Genomic DNA, 17,251 nt, shown 5'->3' on the forward strand with positions numbered 1-17,251 from the left:
AGCAAATGCTTGGGGGTAGGGTGGCGCGATCGAGTGCGCTGAAAGGGGAGGGCGTGGGCGGGAACATGCTCAAGGTCTTACGAGACCGCAACGCGGGACTGTATCTGGGCGGGGTCCTCGTCTCCGGTTTCGGCGACTCAGCCATGTCGCTGGCCGCCGGGATCTGGGTCAAGACACTCACCGGTTCCAACAGCCTCGCCGCGTTCGTCGGCTTCTGCGTCTGGCTACCGTCCTTCGCAGGACCTGCGATCGGCACGGTGGCCGACCGGTTTCGCCGCCGTTCGCTCCTGGTCGCCACCAACCTGGCCCTGGCCGTCGTCATGCTCGCGCCACTCGCCGTGCGCTCGCAGGGACAAATCTGGCTCCTGTTCGCCGTGCTGACCGTCGTCGGAGCGGGCATGGTTCTCACCGACGCGGCCGAGACCGCCCTGGTGGCCGGCGTCGTACCGAACGAACTGCGCGGCGACTTCAACGGCCTGGTACGCACCGCCATCGAGAGCATGAAGCTCCTCGCTCCGCTGGCCGGCGCAGGCCTGTTCACCGCGTTCGGCGGGCCGACGGTGGCAATGCTGGACGCGGTCACCTTCGTCCTGGCCGCGGCTGTCTTCAGGCTGATCCGGGTACAGGAGGCTTTGCCTGGAGCCCGCGTCCGGCGGGCATGGACGGCTCAGACCGCTGAAGGCGCCCGCTACCTGTGGCGGCACCCGGTGCTGCGCTCGCTGGTGGTCACCGGTGGGGCGGCCATGGTGCTGTCCAGTGTGAGCAGCACGGCCACGTACGCGATGCTCGACGCCGGGCTCCACCGGTCCCCGGCTTTCGCAGGCGTACTGACGCCGCTTCAGGGGCTCGGATCGGTCGTCAGCGGGCTGGCAGCCGGTGCGCTGATGCGCCGGATGTCCGAGCGCGCATTCTCGGCGGCAGGACTTGCCCTCTTCGCCGTCGGCGTGCTCGCGCGGGCGACTACCTCCCTGCCCATCGTGCTCGGCGGCAGCGTGGCGATCGGTCTGGGTCTGCCCTGCCCGCTCATCGCGGCGCTGACAGCAGTCCAGAGGGAAAGTCCGTCCGCGTTGCTCGGCCGGGTCGCGGCGACCGCCAACACGTTGATGTACGCGCCCACCGGACTCGCCCTGCTGCTCGGCACGGGAATGGTGGCCGCCCTCGACTACCGTGTGCAGACTCTCGCCGCCGGCATCTGCGGTGTGGCCGTGGCCGCCGTGCTCGTCGTCTCCGGCCGCACCACGCGGGACACAGCACGGAGCAGCACACAGCCGATCAATGAAACGCAGGAAGCCGACGCCGCGTAGCAGGAACGATGCCGGAAGAACCCAGGATCGCCACGCGCTCGGACGGACCCGTGCTGCGGGTACCGGCGCCGAGCACTCGTTCTCCGCCTGCGTTCGACCGTTCCACACGATGCGGCAGGGCTGGCACACTGGTCCGCGTGTCGAGGGACCTTCGGATCGGGCTGCTCGGGGCAGCCGCCATCGCGCCCAGTGCGCTGATCAAGCCCGCGCGGCAGACGCCGCGTGTCACCGTGACCGCCGTCGCGGCACGCGACCGGGCACGCGCCGAGGCGTTCGCCCGCAAGCACGGCGTCCCCGTCGTGCACGCCGGCTACGACGCGCTGCTCGCCGACCCCCGGGTGGACGCCGTGTACGTGCCCCTGCCCAACGGGTTGCACGCCGAGTGGACACTGAAAGCTCTCGAGGCCGGTAAGCACGTGCTGTGCGAGAAGCCGTTCACCGCCAACCGTGCCGAGGCCGAGTGTGTCGCGGACGCCGCCGACGCCGCCTTCGCGCGCAGCGGCTTGGTGGTGATGGAGGCTTTCCACTACCGCTACCACCGGCTCGCCGAACGGATGCGCGAGGTCGTGGCGAGCGGCGAACTGGGGGAGCTGCACCGCGTCGAGGCCGAGGTGTGTTTTCCCCTGCCTCGGTTCAGCGACATCCGCTACGACTACACGCTGGCGGGCGGCGCGACGATGGACGCCGGCTGCTACGCGGTACATGTCGCCCGACTTCTCGGCGGCGATCCGTCCGTCACCTCGGCACGGATGATGACGCTGCGCAGAGACCCGCGCATCGACCGCGCCATGAGTGCCGAGCTCGCTTTCCCGAGTGGGGCGACCGGGCGCGTCCGCGCGTCGATGTGGTCGCGCCGTGTGGTGTCGATCCGGGCCCGCGCGGTCGGAACGGACGGCGAACTGAACGTGACCAACTTCGTGATGCCCCAGCTCTACCATCGGATGACGATCCGCGCGCCGCGCAGTTCGGGAGGACACGTGGTACGGCGGGAGCGCGTACCTCGGAACCCGTCGAGCTACGCCTGCCAACTGGCGGCGTTCGCCGCCGCGGTGCTCGACGGCGGGCCGGTCATCACCTCCGCCAGGGACGCCGTGGCGACCATGGGCGTCCTCGACGGCATCTACCGCGCCGGCGGGCTACCGCTCCGCGGCGCGACGAAGGTGAGACGCTGATCACCTGGGCCGCCAACGCCAACGCCAGCGGGGCGGGCGCCCCGGCCGGGTTGATCACCGGCCCATCGCGGGCGTCCGGCGGTACTGAACCCGCCCCGCGTACCGGGTGATGCCGCGTGGCGTCAGACCGACGGCCGCCGCCGGCGAAGGCGCTCCGCCCCCTGCTCGCCGTGGCAGCTTTGCCCGCATGGTCTGCACGCCGGGCGGTCATTCACTGCATCCTGCTCCCGGCCGGGCAGGGAAACGCCCGTCCTATGGAACAGACAGGATGATTGGCGGGATCCTGACCGGCGTACGACAATGTGTACGGGGTCGGACCGCGGTGTGCGGGACCGACCCGCTGCTGCATGGGGGGCGCAGCCGCATGTCTCTGGCCTTCGTCCCCTCCCGCTGATTCTCCGGCACGCCGGGAGGCCCTCTTGAGCGAACATCTCCATGCGTGGCCCTCTCTGGTCTATGCGGACCTGGCACCGATGGTCGGCCACGTCAACCGGTTGGTCCAGGTCGGCGGCAAGTACACCCTTGACCAGCCGTTCGAAGCAGGCTGGGGAAACATCGTCCTCGATGTCACTCCCCGGGGCCTCAGGACGCCTACGCTCAGGCAGCCGGACGTGACCTTCACCGTGCACTATCGCCTGCTCGACGGTGACGTGGTCATCGAGGCCGACACGGGCTCGCGGACCCTGGCACTTCCCGCGGAATCCGTCGCCGCGTTCTACGCGTCGTTCTGCGCCGCGGCAGCCGAACTTGGCATACGCAGACCGGGCAGCTCGCTGTTCTGCGAGATCCCCGATGCCCCGACACGTTTCGAGGACGATCACGTCGAACGCCCCTGGGATCGCGATGCGGCCCGGCACATCTGGGAAGCGTTGAACCGTGCCGCCGACGGGCTCGAGACGTGGCAGGCTCCTTACGAAGGACACCGACCCAGGGTCGGTGTCATGTGGGGCGGCTTCGACCTCTCCGCCACGCGGTATCGCGCGCAGCCCACCGAACCCCCCTTGGACCGCCCGGCTTTCCTGCAGAACTGCCAGGTCGAGGCATATGTGTCAGTGGGATTCTCCTTCGGGAGTCCCCAAGCGCCTCACGTGGGTATGTACGGTTATATCTGGCCCCAGCCGGACGGTCTTGAGGGCCGTTCCTGGGGCGTCGACGGCGCGGCCTGGCATCCCGATGCCGGTCTGGTCCTTCTGCCGTGGGCCACGCTCAGGGAGACAGCCGATCCGCGAGGGGCCATCGTGGCGTTCGGTGACGCCGTCTACGACGCCGCCGTCGAGACGGCGGGCTGGCCGTCCAACCTCATCGGTCCTCGGTGCGACGGTTGGTACATGAGCAGGACACCGCCGATACCCGCCCGGAGCCGGCGCCACTGAACGACGGTCCGCTCCTGCGCCGTTCCTCCAGATCGCCGCGGCGCTGTTCATCACCCCCGAGACGGCTTCCGCCGACTCTGTCGGTATCTGTGGGGTGGACGTCCTGATCGCCATGGCGCGCTGCGGGCCCCGGCGTCAGGCTGAAGGGACAGCGCCGGTGGGACGGCGACCGCACACACAGGGAAGGCGGACACCATGGGGATCGACGACACCAGGGTGGCGAACGTGGACGTGCCGGGCACGAAGCTGGCCCGCGAGGCGACGGAGCTGATCCGTGACACCACGAGCGACCTCGTCTACCACCACTCCCGCCGGGTGTACTTCTTCGGCAGCCTGCAGGGGCGCAACCGCGATCTGAGCTTCGATCCGGAGCTGCTCTATCTCGGAGCCATGTTCCACGACGTGGGCCTGAGCGAGCCCTTCCACGCCAGTGGCCGCCGCTTCGAAGTGGACAGCGCCGAGGAAGCGAAGCGGTTCCTGCAGGCGCACGGGGTTCCGGAAGACAGTGTGCGCCGGGTCTGGACGGCGATCGCCCTGCACACCACGCCCGGGATTCCGGAGTTCATGGAGCCGGAGGTGGCTCTGGTCACCGCCGGGGTGGAGTACGACGTCCTGGGCATCGGATACGGTGCGATCCCGGCGGCGGAGCGGGCCGAGATCGTGGCCCTGCACCCCCGCCCCGACTTCAAGAGCCAGATCCTGAAGGCGTTCACGGACGGCATCCGTCCGAAGCCGGAGACGACGTTCGGCAATGTGAAGGCCGACGTTCTGGAGCACTTCGTCCCCGGCTTCCAGCGCGGCGACTTCGTTCGTACGATTCTCGAGTCCCCGTGGGAGGAGTAGGTCGGCCGGTGTCCCGCCGCAGTCATACGGTCGCGGTCGTCGCCTTCGACGACGTCCAGCTCCTTGATGTCACCGGCCCGGTCGAGGTCTTCACGACCGCCCAACGCTACGGTGCGGACTACGACGTCCGAGTCGTCTCGCCCACCGGCGCCGATGTCGTCACCTCGTCGGGACTGACCATCGGCGTCAACGGCTCGCTGTCCTCCCTTCCCCGTCGGATCGGCACCCTGCTGGTCCCCGGGAGGAGGGACTGGCGGGCCGCTGTCAGTGACACGGACCTGGTGGAGTCGGTCACGCACCTGACCGGTCGGGCCGAGCGGGTGACCTCCGTCTGTGCGGGGGCGTTCGTTCTCGCCGCGACGGGATTGCTGGACGGTCGGCGCGTCGCTACACACTGGGAGCTTGCGCCGGACCTGGCGGTGGCCTTCCCAGGGGTACAGGTGGAACGCGAGCCCGTCTTCGTCCGCGACGGCCATGTCGTCACGTCGGCCGGGGTCACCGCGGGCATCGATCTCGCGCTCTCCCTGGTCGAAGAGGACTGGGGAGCCGACGTGGCCCGCAACGTGGCCAGGCAACTGGTCGTCTTCATGGCCAGGCCCGGCGGGCAGGCGCAGTTCAGCGCCCGGCTGGTTCCGGGCCAGCCGCGGCACACGGCGGTCAGACGCGTGATGGACCATGTCGGCGCCGACCCCTCGGCCGGGCACACACTCGATTCCCTGGCCGCTGTGGGAGGTGTGAGCGCACGGCATCTGGGGCGGCTCTTCCGTACCGAGATCGGCATGTCTCCTGGGCAGTATGTCGAATCCGTGCGGATGGAGGCCGCCCAGGTTCTCCTGGAGAAGGGCAGTGACACGGTGGAGGAGGTGGCGCAGCAGGCGGGATTCGGCTCCTCGGAGTCGCTGCGCCGGGCCTTTCAGCACACCCTGGGCGTCTCTCCGACCGCGTACCGTGCCCGCTTCCAGAGCACCGAGGGCAGCCGCCGCGTCGTCGCGGCCTGAGGACCCGCATCCCTCGCAGTGGAACGTCCCCGGCTGCCTGTGTGCAACGCCGACGGTGCACCGATAGGGCCGAATAACATGAACGTAGCGACGTCCGCGGCTGGGCATGCCGCGGGCGCCGGGCCTCGGAGGCCGCGGATCGGCTCGGGCGGTCCCTATGCCGCCGGAGCTGCTACGAACGTGCGATGCGCGTCCGTAACCGCTGCCCAGGCTGCGGAACCGACCGGCTGGTGCCTGGACGGGACACGGCCGGCATGCCGATCCGCCGTGACTGTGCGGGTACTGTCCGTGACTTTTGCTCCGGCGCAGCGAGGTGACACCAGTTTCGCGATCTGCAATCGAGGCCGTGGCGATGAACGAGGCATCATCGGCAACCGGGCCCGCCCCTCAAGGCGGCGGATCCATGACGCTACGTCTCCTGGCCGACATCGGTGTCATTCTGGCCAGCAGTCTTGACCTTGACGCCGAGGAGGCTCTGCGCCGGCTGTCCCGTCGCCTGGTGCCGCAGTTCGCCGACGCCTGTGTGGTGGATCTCCTGGACGGAGACCGCGTGCGGCGCATCGCCGTCACGCACCGCGACCCGGACCGCGCCGTGCGCGCACTGCCGGAAGGGCCGATTCCCGGCCTGGCCGACTCAGCCGACCCGCTGGGCCGGGTGCTGCGCGGTGCAGGCCCCGTGACCTTCGAGGGCCCGGCGCGCAGCCGGGTGCCGGGATCACCGGGGAGCGTCCAGCAGCACCTGTACCGCGTCCTGGACGCCGGATCCGTTCTTGTCGTCCCGCTGCGGGCCCGTAGCGAGACCCTCGGCGCACTCACCCTGATCCGTCCTCCCAGAGTTCCCTTCGGGGCGGAGGACCAGCAACTGGCCACCGATATCGGCCGCCGCGCCGGGCTGGCGCTGGAGAACGCCCGACTGTACGCCTTCCAGCGCAACACCGCCGAACAGCTCCAACGCTCTCTTCTGCCGGACCTGTCCGGCCTGCACGGCCTGTGGCTGACTGCGCGGTACGCCCCTGCCCGAGCAGGCGCCGAAGTCGGCGGCGACTGGTACGACGCCTTTGCGCTGCCCGGCCCATCGACCGTTCTCGTGATCGGCGATGTGATGGGCCACGACCTCACGGCGGCCGTCCGCATGGGGCAACTGCGCAACATGCTCCGGGCTCTGGCCTACGACAGCGGCGACACACCGGCCGGGGTGATGTGCCGACTGGACCGCGTCATGCAGGGGATGACCTCCATCGAACTGGTGACAGCCGTGATCGCCAAGCTCCACGCCCCCGGTGCTGCCGGCTGGCCGCTGTCGTGGACCAACGCCGGTCACCCGCCGCCCCTGCTCACCCTGCCTGACGGGACCACTTGTCTCCTGGAAGACGGACACGCCCCGATCCTCGGTCTGGACCCGCCGTCCCGGAGGACGGACGCACACATCGTCGTGCCACCCGGCGCCACCGTGCTGCTGTACACCGACGGGCTGATCGAGCGTCCCGGCGAGGACATCGGCCGTGGCCTGACCCGCCTGCGGCAGCAGGCAAGCGCCCTGGCTGCCTGCCCCCTCGACGCGTTCTGCGACAGCCTGCTCATCCGGCTCGAGACCGGTTACCACGACGATGTCGCGGTGCTCGCCCTCAGGAACTCCGACACGGCTACGGCAGCCTGACGCCTCGGTAGGCGTCGCGCGTGCACGGATGTCTCGCGCTGGAGAGGCGGTGACGCATTCCAGCTATGGCTGGGCGGTACGGCGGAACAGGGCCGTCCACAGGAAGGATTCACCGAAGCGCCGGGACTCGGGCGGCTCGTGGTGCATGCGGCGGAGTTCAACCTCCGCCAGATCGGAGAAGATCCAGCGCAGGGACTTTGGGGTGTAGGCGAGGCCGCCGTGGAGGCGGGACGTGCGGTAGTAGTCGGTGTCGCCGAGTTCGGAACCCATCTCGCCGGCTGCGAAACAGGTGAGGGCCAGCTGCCCGCCGGGCGCAAGAGCCCGGTCGAGCAGAGCGAGGTAGCTGATGCGACGGTGCGGCGGCAGATGATGGAAGCAACCGGAGTCGTAGATCAGGTCGTACGGGCCGGTGAGCTCGGTGCCGACAAGCTGGAACGCGTCGCCGCAGTGGAATCCAACCTCGATCCCCGCCTCACGGGCGCGGTCCTCGGCCCACGCGATGGCCGCGGGGGAGAGGTCGACGGCGTCCACCTCGAAGTCCGATGAGGCGAGGTGGAGCGCGTTGCGGCCCGGACCGCACCCCAAGTCGAGAGCGCGACCGACGGGGATCAGCCCGCGTTCGAGGTAGGAGACCAGGTTTTCGTCCGGCTTCGCCACGAAGAACGGCACGGGCTTGGAGCGGTCCGCGTAGAAGCTGTCCCACCAGGAGGCCGCTTCTGCTGTCCAGCGGTCGGCCTCCGGCGCGAACAAGCTGTCCAGGAGCTTGAGCACATCGTCCACCGTGCGGATGTTCCGGTCCATCCGTCCCCCTTCCCTGTCCGCTGATCGTAGGCCCGGCTGCCGCAAAAGCCCAGATCAGATGGTGTGGTCGGATGCTCCGGACGACCGTGTGAGGGGCTCGGGCGAAGGCAGCGGCGAGCCCGCTCACAACGTGGGTGGTGCACTGCCCAAGCACCCACCGAAGGCCATCACGGGGGCACTCCCAGCCGCGCTGGCCCAAGTTTTTCGCTGATCCACCGGACACGCCCTCATGCCTCTCCGGGCGGCAACCCCGGGCTCAGCGGCGCAGGGCGGTCTCCCGCTGCATGTGCGACAGTTTCTCGGGATTGCGTACGGCGTAGAGACCGGTGATGAGGCCGTCGTCGATACGCACAGCGATCACGGTGTCGATCGCGCCGTCGAGCCGGAGAACCAGCGCCGGGTAGCCATTGACCTGTGCCGGCCGCAGCGACGCCGCGGCGATCCTGCCCAGCCCGGCGGCCAGCAGGCGGGCCACCTTGTCGGCCCCCACGACGGGCCGCGGGACGGCCTGCTTGACCCCGCCGCCGTCACCCAGGAAGACGACGTCGGGCGCCAGGATGTCGAGCAGGTTCTGAAGATCGCCCGTTTCGGCCGCCCGATGGAACGCATCGAGCGCGTCTTGGGTCTCGGTCCGGGAAACGACCCCGCGCGGCCGACGCGCCGCGACGTGTGACCGTGCCCGGTGCGCGATCTGGCGGACCGCGGCCGGGCGCTTGTCGACGGCTTCCGCGATCTCGTCATACTCCAGTTCGAACACCTCACGCAGCACGAACACCGCCCGCTCGGTCGGCGTGAGCGTCTCCAGCACCAGGAGCATCGCCATCGAGACGCTGTCGGCCAGCTCGACGTCCTCGGCCACGTCCGGCGCGGTCAGCAGCGGCGCGGGCAGCCACGGACCGACGTAGGACTCCCTGCGGCGGCCGAGTGTGCGCAGCCGGCTCAGCGCCTGGCGCGTGGCGATCCGGACCAGGTACGCACGCTGATCCCGCACCGTGCCGAGGTCGACGCCCGCCCACCGCAACCAGGTCTCCTGCAGGACGTCTTCGGCGTCGGCGGCCGAGCCGAGCATCTCGTAGGCGACGGTGAACAACAGGTTGCGATGGGCGACGAACGCCTCGGTGGCGGGGTCCGTGCGTTCGCCGCCGGTGAGTTGCCCGGCCGTGTCCCCTGCGCGCTCGCTGCGCTCGTCCTTCACCGGCTGCTCCTGTCTGTTCGCTTTCGACGCTGCCACGCGCACAAGACGCCGGTCACCGCAGCTTTGTGACACCCACAAGCAGTGGCGCACGTCACACGAGCACCCCGTCACAAGGAGCGGGCCGTCGGCATCTTGTGTTCGTTCAGTGCATCACCACGAGTGAGGACGAGGCCATGGACGCCCGATTCAACTTGTTCGACAACGAGATCGCCGCCAAGTTCACCAAGCGGTTCGCCAACGCCGGCCTGGTGATCCAGCAGTCGCCGCTGCCGATGTCCACGCAGGAGTTGGTGTCGCTGCGCGCCAGCCAGATCAACGGCTGCGGTTGGTGCATCGACATGCACACCAAGGAGGCCACAGCGGCCGGTGAAACCGCGGTCCGGCTCAACCTGGTCGCCGCCTGGCGCGAGTCCACCGTGTTCACCGAGGCCGAGCGGGCCGCCCTGGCGCTCGCCGAAGAGGGCACCCGGCTGGCCGACGCCTACCAAGGCGTGTCCGACGAGACCTGGGCCGAGGTACGCAAGCACTACGACGACGACCAGATCGCCGCGCTGGTCTCTCTGGTCGCCCTGATCAACGCGGCCAACCGGCTCGCCGTGATCGTGCACCAGAAGGGGGGTTCCTACGAGCCCGGCATGTTCGCCGCCGCGCTCAACTGATCGGCGGACGAACCCGGCCCGGCCCGGGATCATTCGATCCGGGCCGGGCCCGCGCATGTCGCCACCTGATGACAACACATCACCGTCCGGTCTCCCTGTCGTCGGCGGCGGCGGCCTGTGTTTCGGCATCGCGCAATGCGTCGGTGATCGCGCGGAATCCGCGGCGCTCGGCATGGGCGCGGGCAGTGATGCCGTCGCCGTCCGGCAACAGCGGGTCGGCACCGGCGGCGAGCAGGATCTCCACCACCTCCTGGTGCGTGCGGCCGCCGTCGCCGAGGATGACCGCCTCCAGCAACGCTGTCCAGCCGAGCTGGTTGACGTGATTGACGTCGATGTCCGTCTCGGCCAGTACGGCCCGCACATACTCGACATGACCGCGCTCGCTCGCCGGGATCACCGATACCCCGCCGAAGCGGTTGGTCAGCGTCACGTCCGGGCCTGCCGGCAGCAGCGCACGCATCATCGGCACGCTGCCGGTGACCCCGGTGACCAGCCACGCGCTGTCCAGGCGCGCGTCTTGCGCGTTCACGTCCGCACCAGCGGCCACCAGCTCGCGGGCCACCGCCACCTGGTCGGCGAGAGCGGCCACCAGTACAGCGGTGCGGCCGTCCGCATCGCGCGCCTGGATGTCGGCCCCCGCCGCCAGCGCCGCGCGGACCGCATCCACGTCGCCGCGTCGTGCGGCGTCCAGCAGGGTGCGGTCGGCCGGGGACGAAGACGTGTCGGTCATGGCGAAGCTCCTTTGGAGAGCGAGGGCGGGCAGCAGGGCGGCACGGCCGCGTACAAGCCAGGCTGCCAGGTGGGAGCGGTGGCGCACCCGAGGGGGAGCGCCACATGCCGACGGTGCCCGCCGGGACCGCCCGGCAGGCATGTCAACGGTCCCGGCGGACGGGTCAGCGGGCGTTGCTGATCGCGGCGACACCGGCCTGCGCGAACTGCTCGTCCAGGTCACCGGACGGTGCGCCCGCGACACCGATGCCCGCGATCGGCGCGTCGCGGTGGTCGACCGGGGCGCCACCCGCCAGGAACAGCGTGCCCGGGATGTCCTTGAGAGTCGGGGCGTTCTGCAGGCGCTTGGCCAGCTCCGAGGTGGGCGCGTTCCAGGAGACCGAGGTGAAGGCCTTCTTGATCGCGGATTCGTAGGACTGCGGGCCGGCTCCGTCACCGCGCAGGGTCACGAGGGTGTTGCCGTTGCGGTCCACCACCGCGACGCTCACCCGCTGGCCGCTCTTGTGCGCTGCGTCCAGCGCGGCCTGGGCGGCACGGGTGGCGGCGTCGATGGTGAGGTGATCGGTTGCGGTCGTGGCGTTGTCCTTCACCGTGGCCTGCACCGCCTGCGCCGGGGCGGCGGCACCGGGCTGGGCGGAGGCGGACACCGCGCCGATCACGCCGGTCCCGATGATCGCGCACCCCGCGGCGGCGGTGACGACCTTGGCACGGGTGGAGAACTTCCTGGCCTTGTGCTGCATGACGGGCAACTCCCTGTGATGAACAGATGCCGGATGGACCAGCGCCGTTGTGCGCTGTGCTCCCAGCCTCCGTCCGTTTCCCCCGCCGAACCGTCAGCGTCCCGGCTCGCACCGGCGCGCGGGACGGAGGACGGTCCCGTCATCCGATCGGTTGACCCGCGCCCACTCCCGCTGGGTCACAATGGAGGTGTTTGCCCAGCTCAGGAAGCTCGGCCGGGATGCGGAACACCCGGGCAGCCGAGCGGACGGAGACACCCCCGACGGCCCCGGCCGGAAAGGATCACTGATGCCGCCCCCCGCTGTCGAGCGTGGCTCCCGCCGGCTCGCGCTTGTCATCCACGCGGTGTTCTTCCTGCTGCTGGGCGCCGCCGCGATCCGCTACGTGCAGCGGCACGGCACCCAGGCGCCGACACCGGCTGTCCTCGCGCTGGCCTGTGCTCTCGCACTGCTGTACGTCCTCGGCCCGGCCCTCGGCCGGCGCGCCACGTCCAGCCCGGACCCCCTCGCGCCCCCGGCACTCCTGTCCGCGGGCCCGGGCCGGCCCACGGGGCCGCGCCTGCTGTGGTTGTGCGCGCTGGTCGCGGTCTGGGTCGTGCTGGTCACCCTGGCGCCCAGCTTCTCCTGGTGCGCTGTTCCGCTGTTCTACACCGCGCTGCGCACCCTGCCGCCGCCGGCCGCCACACTCCTCGTGGCACTGTTCACCGTGTTGGTGATCTTCGCGCAGCTGCGCCTGGCCCACCGCTTCGACCTGGACCTGGTGGTCGGCCCACCCGCGGTCGCCGCTCTGGCCACTGCGGTCTTCGCCCACATGGACCGCCAGACGACCCGTCAAGCGGCCCTGATCCGTGATCTGATCCGCGCACGCCGCGAACTGGCCGCCACCGAGCGCCGCGAAGGCGTCCTCGCCGAACGCCAGCGGCTGTCCATGGAGATCCACGACACCCTCGCCCAGAGCCTGTCCAGCCAGCACATGCTGCTCCAGGCCGCCGACAGGCTGTGGGACGCCGACCCGCAGCGTGCCCGGGACCACGTGGGCACCGCCGCCACGATCGCCGAACGCAGCCTCGCCGAGGCCCGCCGCTTCGTCCACGACCTCGCCCCCGCCGACCTCGCCGAAAGCGGCGGCCTGGAGGCCGCACTGCGCACACTGGCCTCCCGGGAGACGACCGACGAGTGCACCGTGGGCTGCCACATCGAAGGCAGCCCTGGACCGCAGCCCTTGCCCGACGGCGTCCAGTCCGCGCTGCTGCGCGTCGCGCAGGGTGCCCTCGCCAACGTGAGGGAGCACGCAGGCGCCACCCACTGCGCCCTCACCCTCACCTACCTCGACGACCAGGTCCGCCTGGACATCGCCGACGACGGCCGGGGCTTCGAGGCGACCGCCCTGCCCGAGCGTGCCACCGGGGTCCGCGGCCACGGCCTGCCCGCGATCCGTGCCAGAGTGCGCCAGCTCGGCGGAACCCTCACCATCGAGTCCGCGCCCGGAGACGGCAGCGTCGTCTCCGCTTCCGTCGCACTTCACCCCGCCCCCGGAGAGGCACCGTGACCCGCACCGACCCCACCGAACCCGCGCGGCCCGAGCCCGCCACCGCCGGCGCCCCGCGCCCCGGCCGCCCCCCGATCGCCGTCCGCGTCCTGCTGTGCGACGACCACGCCGTGGTCCGCGCCGGACTGCTCGCCCTGCTCGGCAGCGCCCCCGGCATCGAGGTGGTCGGCGAGGCCGGCAACGGCGACGAGGCCGTCGCGCTCGCCGCCAAGCTCGCCCCCGACGTCGTCCTCATGGACCTGCAGCTCGGCGCCGGCATGGACGGCATCCAGGCCACCCGCCGCATCACCGCCGACTCCGGCGGCGCGGTGCACGTCCTCGTCCTGACCACGTACGACACCGATGCCGACGTCACCCGAGCCGTCGAGGCAGGTGCCACCGGGTATCTGCTCAAGGCCGAACGGCCCGAAGAACTCTTCGCCGCAGTCCACAGTGCCGCAGCCGGCCGCACCGCCCTGTCCGCACCCGTCGCCCACCGCGTCATGGCCCACATGCGCAGCCCCCGTCCCACCCTCACCCCCCGCGAGCGGGACATCCTCGGCCAGTTGGCGCGCGGCATCTCCAACCGCGACATCGCCAAGGCCCTCTTCCTCAGCGAGGCCACGGTCAAGACCCACCTGGGCCGCATCTACGCCAAACTCGGTGTCGACACGCGCGCCGGCGCCGTAGCCGTGGCAAAGGAACAGCGCCTCCTGCCGTGACCGCGGGCAGGCCGTGCCCGAAAACGGCGTCCACTGTCATGGGGCAGACCCCGCAGCGGCCGGGCCGGGCAGGCCGCACCGGATCGCCGCCAGGAGAAGCCTGTGCGTCCGCGACGGACGACACAAGGCAAAGGCAAGGAGGTCGCTCACTCCTTGCCACTCTCAACGTATAGCGCACCGGGGGCCTTGCGGCAAGACCCGGGTCGTGCTGCAGAATCTCCAGCCGAAGCCAGAACCTGCGGAAATCCGGGATTCACGACGTACCTGTGCTTTTGCCGATGTATGGGCCTCGCTGTATGTCCGACCGCCGGTGGGAATCGCGGTGCGGCTGTGGGAACCCGGCGCGGAGGTGCGGGTGTGCGTGCCACCGGATGGCGCGGAACTGCTGGCCGAAATCCCCTCTCGTTGAACGGGCGTTGTGATGATTGACGTGATCGTGGTCGGCGGCGGACCGACGGGCTTGATGCTGGCCGCCGAGTTGCGGCTGCACGACGTGCACGTGGTCGTGCTGGAGAAGTTGACCGAGCCGACCGGGCAGTCCCGCGGACGTGGCCTGCACGTGCGCAGCGTCGAGATAATGGACCAGCGCGGCCTGCTGGACCGGTTCCTCGCGGTCAGTGAGAAGTTCCGGGCGGGCGGTCTCTTCGGCGGCATCCACAAGCCGTGGCCGGACCGGCTGGACACGGCTCATCCGTACGGCCTCGCCACCCTGCAGCCGGTCACCGAGCGGCTGCTCAATGAGCGTGCCCTCGAACTCGGTGCCGAGATCCGGCGCGGCTGCGAAGTCGTCGGGCTGAGCCAGGACGAGGACGGGGTGACCGTCGAGCTGGCGAGTGGGGGCACCCCCGCCGACGAGGCCGTAGCCGGCGGGGGAGGTAGGCGCCTGCGCTCGCGCTATCTCGTCGGGTGCGACGGCGGCCGCAGTGCGGTGCGCAAGCGGCTCGGCGTCGGTTTCCCCGGTGAGCCCGCCAAGGTCGAGACGCTGCTGGGCGATATGGAGGTGACCGAGGATCCGGCGACGGTTGCCGCGATCGTCGAGGAGGTCCGCAAGACCCAACTGCGGTTCGGCGCCATCCCCTCCGGGGACGGGGTGTACCGCCTCATCGTGCCCGCCGACGGCGTGGCCGAGGACCGTGCGACCGCGCCGACCCTCGAGGAGTTCAAGAAGCAGCTGCGGGCCTTCGCGGGCACAGACTTCGGGGCGCACTCGCCGCGCTGGCTGTCCCGGTTCGGCGACGCCACCCGGCAGGCCGAGCACTACCGGGTCGGCCGGGTGCTGCTGGCCGGCGACGCGGCGCACATCCACCCGCCGACCGGCGGGCAGGGGCTCAACCTCGGTGTGCAGGACGCGTTCAACCTGGGCTGGAAGCTGGCCGCCGCGGTCAACGGTTGGGCTCCCGAGGGGCTGTTGGACAGCTATCACGCCGAACGGCACCCGGTGGGGGCCCGTGTGCTGGACAACACCCGCGCGCAGATCACGCTGCTGGGGACCGAGCCCGGTGCGGTCGCGCTGCGGGAGCTGTTCTCGACGCTGATGGACTTCGAGGAGGTCAACCGGTACGTGACCGAGATGATCACCGCGGTCGGGGTCCGCTACGACTTCGGTGAGGGTCACGCACTGCTGGGCCGGCGCATGCGGGACGTGGGGCTGAAGCGGGGCCGCCTCTACGAGCTGATGCACGGCGGCCGCGGGCTGCTGCTCGACCAGACCGGCCGGCTCTCGGTGGCGGGCTGGGCGGATCGGGTCGACCACGTCGTCGACGTCAGCGAGGAACTGGACGTGCCCGCGGTGCTGCTGCGGCCGGACGGCCACGTGGCCTGGGTCGGTGAAGACCAGCAGAATCTGCTCGGTCAACTGCCCAAGTGGTTCGGCGCTCCCGTCGGCTGAGCGCGCTGTCGCGGCCCGAAGGGGACGGTGCCTGGGTGCGGCCGAGTTCGGCGCCGTACCCCGCCGGGCTCGAAGCCCCCGCGCAGTAGGCCGGCCTCGGCGCGATCCAGATCGCCCGCCAAGGTGCCCCGCACGGCTCCGGCCTGGGCAGGACCCGTTGGGCGGTAGAGCGCACGTTCGCATGGCTGCACCAGTTCAAGCGTCTTCGCATCTGCTACGAGATACGTGCGGACTTCCACCAAGGCCTCCTCGAACTCGCCTGCTCCATCATCTGCTTGCTCAGCGACTTCGAGCAGGGCTTCGTCGATGCACTGCTGGCCCGCATGGGAATGGAGACTTCCAAGCTGTCCCTGTACCAGGCAAACCACGAGAAGTACCTCAAGGCGGCCCGCGCACGCGCCGCCCGATGACGACGGATAGAACAAGGGAATGAAGCAAGCCGGAGCCCTTATCGCTGCAGTGGCCCTCGCCGTCTGGTTGGTGTGGAACCTGTTCCGCATCGTGACTGGCCTTCGAGACAGATCATGGCGGCGCCCGCTGTGGTGGACACGTGTGTGCTCCGTCGCGTTCTTCGCGGGCCTCGCGTCGTGGATCTGGGGAGTGTTCAGAACAGGGCTCGACGTCCGCGAAACGTGCCAGTTCGTCCATCACCAGTACTACGACAGGGCATACAGGGATGCACACGCCGCGGAGTTCCAGAAATTCTTCCCTCTGCACAACAAGTGCAATGCGCACTTCGACCTGGTTCCCCCATGGCTCAATCCGGCCCTCGTGGTGTGCGCCGTCATCTCCTTGGCCGCGATTGCTGCCCTCTTGAGGTTCGGCATCGCGCACCTCACCAGTTTACCCAGAAAGGAAAAACAGTCATGAACCAGACTGGTCTGTCACGACGTCGGTTCATCGGCGCCACGTCCGGTGTCGCGGCAGCCGCGACACTGGTCAACCTCAGCGGCGCCATCGTGGCCTCTGCCGACACTCGCACGTGGCAGAGCGCAACGTCGAGGAACGGTTGGCCCACCCTGGACAAGGCGACCGACTTCACCATCGAGGGCAGCGGCCGCAAGGTCGCGCTCGCCGAGGAAGACCCGTCCCGATTCGGTGCGGGCGCCGGTCATGGCCTTGCCGTCGAGAGCCGCGGCGGGCAGCAGTCCGGCCGGCATCGGGTGTTCGACGGCCCGCTGGGCAGCGCGGCGCTGCTCGCGCTCGACCGGCCCCGGGGTGCTCGGGATCTCGGGCGCCGTTGCGGTTCCGGCCGCGATTTCGGTGACGTATGCGCAGGTCGCCGTGTCCAGGGCGTCGGCGTCCAGGTCGGCGAGCGCGCGGCGGAAGATGCGTTCGCCGAGTACGAGGTACTGGCCGGTCAGCGGGTCGTACCGGGCACCGATGCGGGCCAGTTTGGCCTGCGGGGCGCGGGCGGCCCACTTCCGGATCGCGGTCATTGAGTCGCCGCCGACCATCAGCGTCGCGCACGCGGCCAGCACCCCGCGCGGTCCTCCGCCTCAGCAGGCCGCTCGCTGATCATCACGTCGGACGTGACGGGACCGCTGGCGCGCTGTCGGGAGCGTGCCCGCGGAACACGCAAAGCACGCCCGGTGCGCAGACAGGTGACCGGCTCGCGCTGGAGTGCCCCGCGCCCTCGCTCTGC

The 17,251-nt window shown here is 70.3% G+C and carries 18 protein-coding genes and 2 pseudogenes; 15 read left to right on the forward strand and 5 right to left on the reverse strand.

Annotation, left to right across the window (positions count from 1 at the left end; all coding sequences use genetic code 11):
* Window positions 1-53: 53 nt before the first annotated feature.
* The 6 genes from ACWD5Q_RS10710 to ACWD5Q_RS10735 all read left to right on the forward strand — a co-directional run bounded on the left by ACWD5Q_RS10710 (window position 54) and on the right by ACWD5Q_RS10735 (window position 7,347).
* Window positions 54-1,304 (forward strand): MFS transporter, encoded by a 1,251-nt coding sequence (locus tag ACWD5Q_RS10710; RefSeq protein ID WP_451426665.1) that lies wholly within the window; start codon window positions 54-56, stop codon window positions 1,302-1,304.
* Window positions 1,305-1,441: 137 nt separating this feature from the next.
* Window positions 1,442-2,476, forward strand: coding sequence for a Gfo/Idh/MocA family protein (locus ACWD5Q_RS10715; RefSeq protein WP_451426666.1), 1,035 nt, complete (start codon window positions 1,442-1,444; stop codon window positions 2,474-2,476).
* 419 nt (window positions 2,477-2,895) lie between these two features.
* The gene (locus ACWD5Q_RS10720) at window positions 2,896-3,849 is read left to right on the forward strand and encodes a DUF5996 family protein (protein ID WP_451426667.1); all 954 of its coding nucleotides are present in this window, start codon (window positions 2,896-2,898) and stop codon (window positions 3,847-3,849) included.
* Between the two features lie 195 nt (window positions 3,850-4,044).
* Entirely contained in the window at window positions 4,045-4,692 is a 648-nt protein-coding gene (locus ACWD5Q_RS10725; protein ID WP_451426668.1) for an HD domain-containing protein, read from the forward strand.
* 8 nt (window positions 4,693-4,700) lie between these two features.
* Window positions 4,701-5,690: a GlxA family transcriptional regulator gene (locus tag ACWD5Q_RS10730; protein WP_451426669.1), complete on the forward strand. Its 990-nt coding sequence runs from the start codon at window positions 4,701-4,703 to the stop codon at window positions 5,688-5,690.
* Window positions 5,691-6,093: 403 nt separating this feature from the next.
* Window positions 6,094-7,347 (forward strand): PP2C family protein-serine/threonine phosphatase, encoded by a 1,254-nt coding sequence (locus ACWD5Q_RS10735; RefSeq protein ID WP_451426670.1) that lies wholly within the window; start codon window positions 6,094-6,096, stop codon window positions 7,345-7,347.
* Window positions 7,348-7,410: 63 nt separating this feature from the next.
* Here ACWD5Q_RS10735 and ACWD5Q_RS10740 read toward each other — a convergent pair whose 3' ends face one another.
* The gene (locus tag ACWD5Q_RS10740; protein WP_451426671.1) at window positions 7,411-8,148 is read right to left on the reverse strand and encodes a class I SAM-dependent methyltransferase; all 738 of its coding nucleotides are present in this window, start codon (window positions 8,146-8,148) and stop codon (window positions 7,411-7,413) included.
* Between the two features lie 256 nt (window positions 8,149-8,404).
* Window positions 8,405-9,343 (reverse strand): RNA polymerase sigma-70 factor, encoded by a 939-nt coding sequence (locus tag ACWD5Q_RS10745; protein ID WP_451426672.1) that lies wholly within the window; start codon window positions 9,341-9,343, stop codon window positions 8,405-8,407.
* 173 nt (window positions 9,344-9,516) lie between these two features.
* Here ACWD5Q_RS10745 and ACWD5Q_RS10750 point away from each other — a divergent pair, with 173 nt between their 5' ends.
* The gene (locus tag ACWD5Q_RS10750; protein ID WP_451426673.1) at window positions 9,517-10,002 is read left to right on the forward strand and encodes a carboxymuconolactone decarboxylase family protein; all 486 of its coding nucleotides are present in this window, start codon (window positions 9,517-9,519) and stop codon (window positions 10,000-10,002) included.
* A gap of 79 nt (window positions 10,003-10,081) precedes the next feature.
* Here ACWD5Q_RS10750 and ACWD5Q_RS10755 read toward each other — a convergent pair whose 3' ends face one another.
* Both ACWD5Q_RS10755 and ACWD5Q_RS10760 read right to left on the reverse strand, forming a co-directional pair.
* On the reverse strand, window positions 10,082-10,732 hold the full coding sequence (locus ACWD5Q_RS10755) for an ankyrin repeat domain-containing protein (RefSeq protein ID WP_451426674.1): 651 nt from the start codon (window positions 10,730-10,732) through the stop codon (window positions 10,082-10,084).
* A gap of 163 nt (window positions 10,733-10,895) precedes the next feature.
* Window positions 10,896-11,471, reverse strand: a complete 576-nt coding sequence (locus ACWD5Q_RS10760) for a GlcG/HbpS family heme-binding protein (protein ID WP_451426675.1) — start codon at window positions 11,469-11,471, stop codon at window positions 10,896-10,898.
* A gap of 286 nt (window positions 11,472-11,757) precedes the next feature.
* Between ACWD5Q_RS10760 and ACWD5Q_RS10765 the strand changes: the two genes are divergently transcribed.
* The 8 genes and pseudogenes from ACWD5Q_RS10765 to ACWD5Q_RS10800 all read left to right on the forward strand — a co-directional run bounded on the left by ACWD5Q_RS10765 (window position 11,758) and on the right by ACWD5Q_RS10800 (window position 17,048).
* Window positions 11,758-13,017, forward strand: a complete 1,260-nt coding sequence (locus ACWD5Q_RS10765; protein ID WP_451426676.1) for a sensor histidine kinase — start codon at window positions 11,758-11,760, stop codon at window positions 13,015-13,017.
* Window positions 13,014-13,718, forward strand: a complete 705-nt coding sequence (locus ACWD5Q_RS10770; protein ID WP_451426677.1) for a response regulator — start codon at window positions 13,014-13,016, stop codon at window positions 13,716-13,718. The genes ACWD5Q_RS10765 and ACWD5Q_RS10770 overlap by 4 nt, the downstream gene beginning before the upstream one ends.
* 205 nt (window positions 13,719-13,923) lie before the next feature.
* Window positions 13,924-14,127 (forward strand): hypothetical protein, encoded by a 204-nt coding sequence (locus ACWD5Q_RS10775; protein ID WP_451426678.1) that lies wholly within the window; start codon window positions 13,924-13,926, stop codon window positions 14,125-14,127.
* Window positions 14,128-14,139: 12 nt separating this feature from the next.
* Window positions 14,140-15,606 (forward strand): rifampin monooxygenase, encoded by a 1,467-nt coding sequence (gene rox, locus ACWD5Q_RS10780; RefSeq protein WP_451426679.1) that lies wholly within the window; start codon window positions 14,140-14,142, stop codon window positions 15,604-15,606.
* A gap of 128 nt (window positions 15,607-15,734) precedes the next feature.
* Window positions 15,735-15,881: pseudogene (locus tag ACWD5Q_RS10785) on the forward strand (transposase); the annotation flags it as partial.
* Window positions 15,882-16,016 (forward strand): hypothetical protein, encoded by a 135-nt coding sequence (locus ACWD5Q_RS10790; protein ID WP_451426680.1) that lies wholly within the window; start codon window positions 15,882-15,884, stop codon window positions 16,014-16,016.
* A 19-nt stretch (window positions 16,017-16,035) separates the two neighbouring features.
* Window positions 16,036-16,476: a hypothetical protein gene (locus tag ACWD5Q_RS10795; protein WP_451426681.1), complete on the forward strand. Its 441-nt coding sequence runs from the start codon at window positions 16,036-16,038 to the stop codon at window positions 16,474-16,476.
* Window positions 16,473-17,048, forward strand: a complete 576-nt coding sequence (locus ACWD5Q_RS10800; RefSeq protein WP_451426682.1) for a hypothetical protein — start codon at window positions 16,473-16,475, stop codon at window positions 17,046-17,048. Before ACWD5Q_RS10795 ends, ACWD5Q_RS10800 begins: the two co-directional genes overlap by 4 nt.
* Window positions 17,049-17,080: 32 nt before the next feature.
* Here the strand turns inward: ACWD5Q_RS10800 and ACWD5Q_RS10805 are convergent.
* A pseudogene (locus ACWD5Q_RS10805) lies at window positions 17,081-17,242 on the reverse strand (IS30 family transposase); the annotation flags it as partial.
* Window positions 17,243-17,251: the final 9 nt, after the last annotated feature.

The sequence above is a fragment of the Streptomyces sp. NPDC002513 genome (assembly GCF_053595355.1).

Excerpts from the sequence above, each read along its gene's own strand:
- ACWD5Q_RS10725 (WP_451426668.1), top strand. The coding sequence starts at position 4,045 with ATGGGGATCGACGACACCAGGGTGGCGAACGTGGACGTGCCGGGCACG.
- ACWD5Q_RS10735 (WP_451426670.1), top strand. The coding sequence starts at position 6,094 with ATGACGCTACGTCTCCTGGCCGACATCGGTGTCATTCTGGCCAGCAGT.
- ACWD5Q_RS10740 (WP_451426671.1), bottom strand. The coding sequence starts at position 8,148 with ATGGACCGGAACATCCGCACGGTGGACGATGTGCTCAAGCTCCTGGAC.
- ACWD5Q_RS10750 (WP_451426673.1), top strand. The coding sequence starts at position 9,517 with ATGGACGCCCGATTCAACTTGTTCGACAACGAGATCGCCGCCAAGTTC.
- ACWD5Q_RS10755 (WP_451426674.1), bottom strand. The coding sequence starts at position 10,732 with ATGACCGACACGTCTTCGTCCCCGGCCGACCGCACCCTGCTGGACGCC.
- ACWD5Q_RS10760 (WP_451426675.1), bottom strand. The coding sequence starts at position 11,471 with ATGCAGCACAAGGCCAGGAAGTTCTCCACCCGTGCCAAGGTCGTCACC.
- ACWD5Q_RS10765 (WP_451426676.1), top strand. The coding sequence starts at position 11,758 with ATGCCGCCCCCCGCTGTCGAGCGTGGCTCCCGCCGGCTCGCGCTTGTC.
- rox (WP_451426679.1), top strand. The coding sequence starts at position 14,140 with ATGATTGACGTGATCGTGGTCGGCGGCGGACCGACGGGCTTGATGCTG.
- ACWD5Q_RS10795 (WP_451426681.1), top strand. The coding sequence starts at position 16,036 with ATGAAGCAAGCCGGAGCCCTTATCGCTGCAGTGGCCCTCGCCGTCTGG.
- ACWD5Q_RS10800 (WP_451426682.1), top strand. The coding sequence starts at position 16,473 with ATGAACCAGACTGGTCTGTCACGACGTCGGTTCATCGGCGCCACGTCC.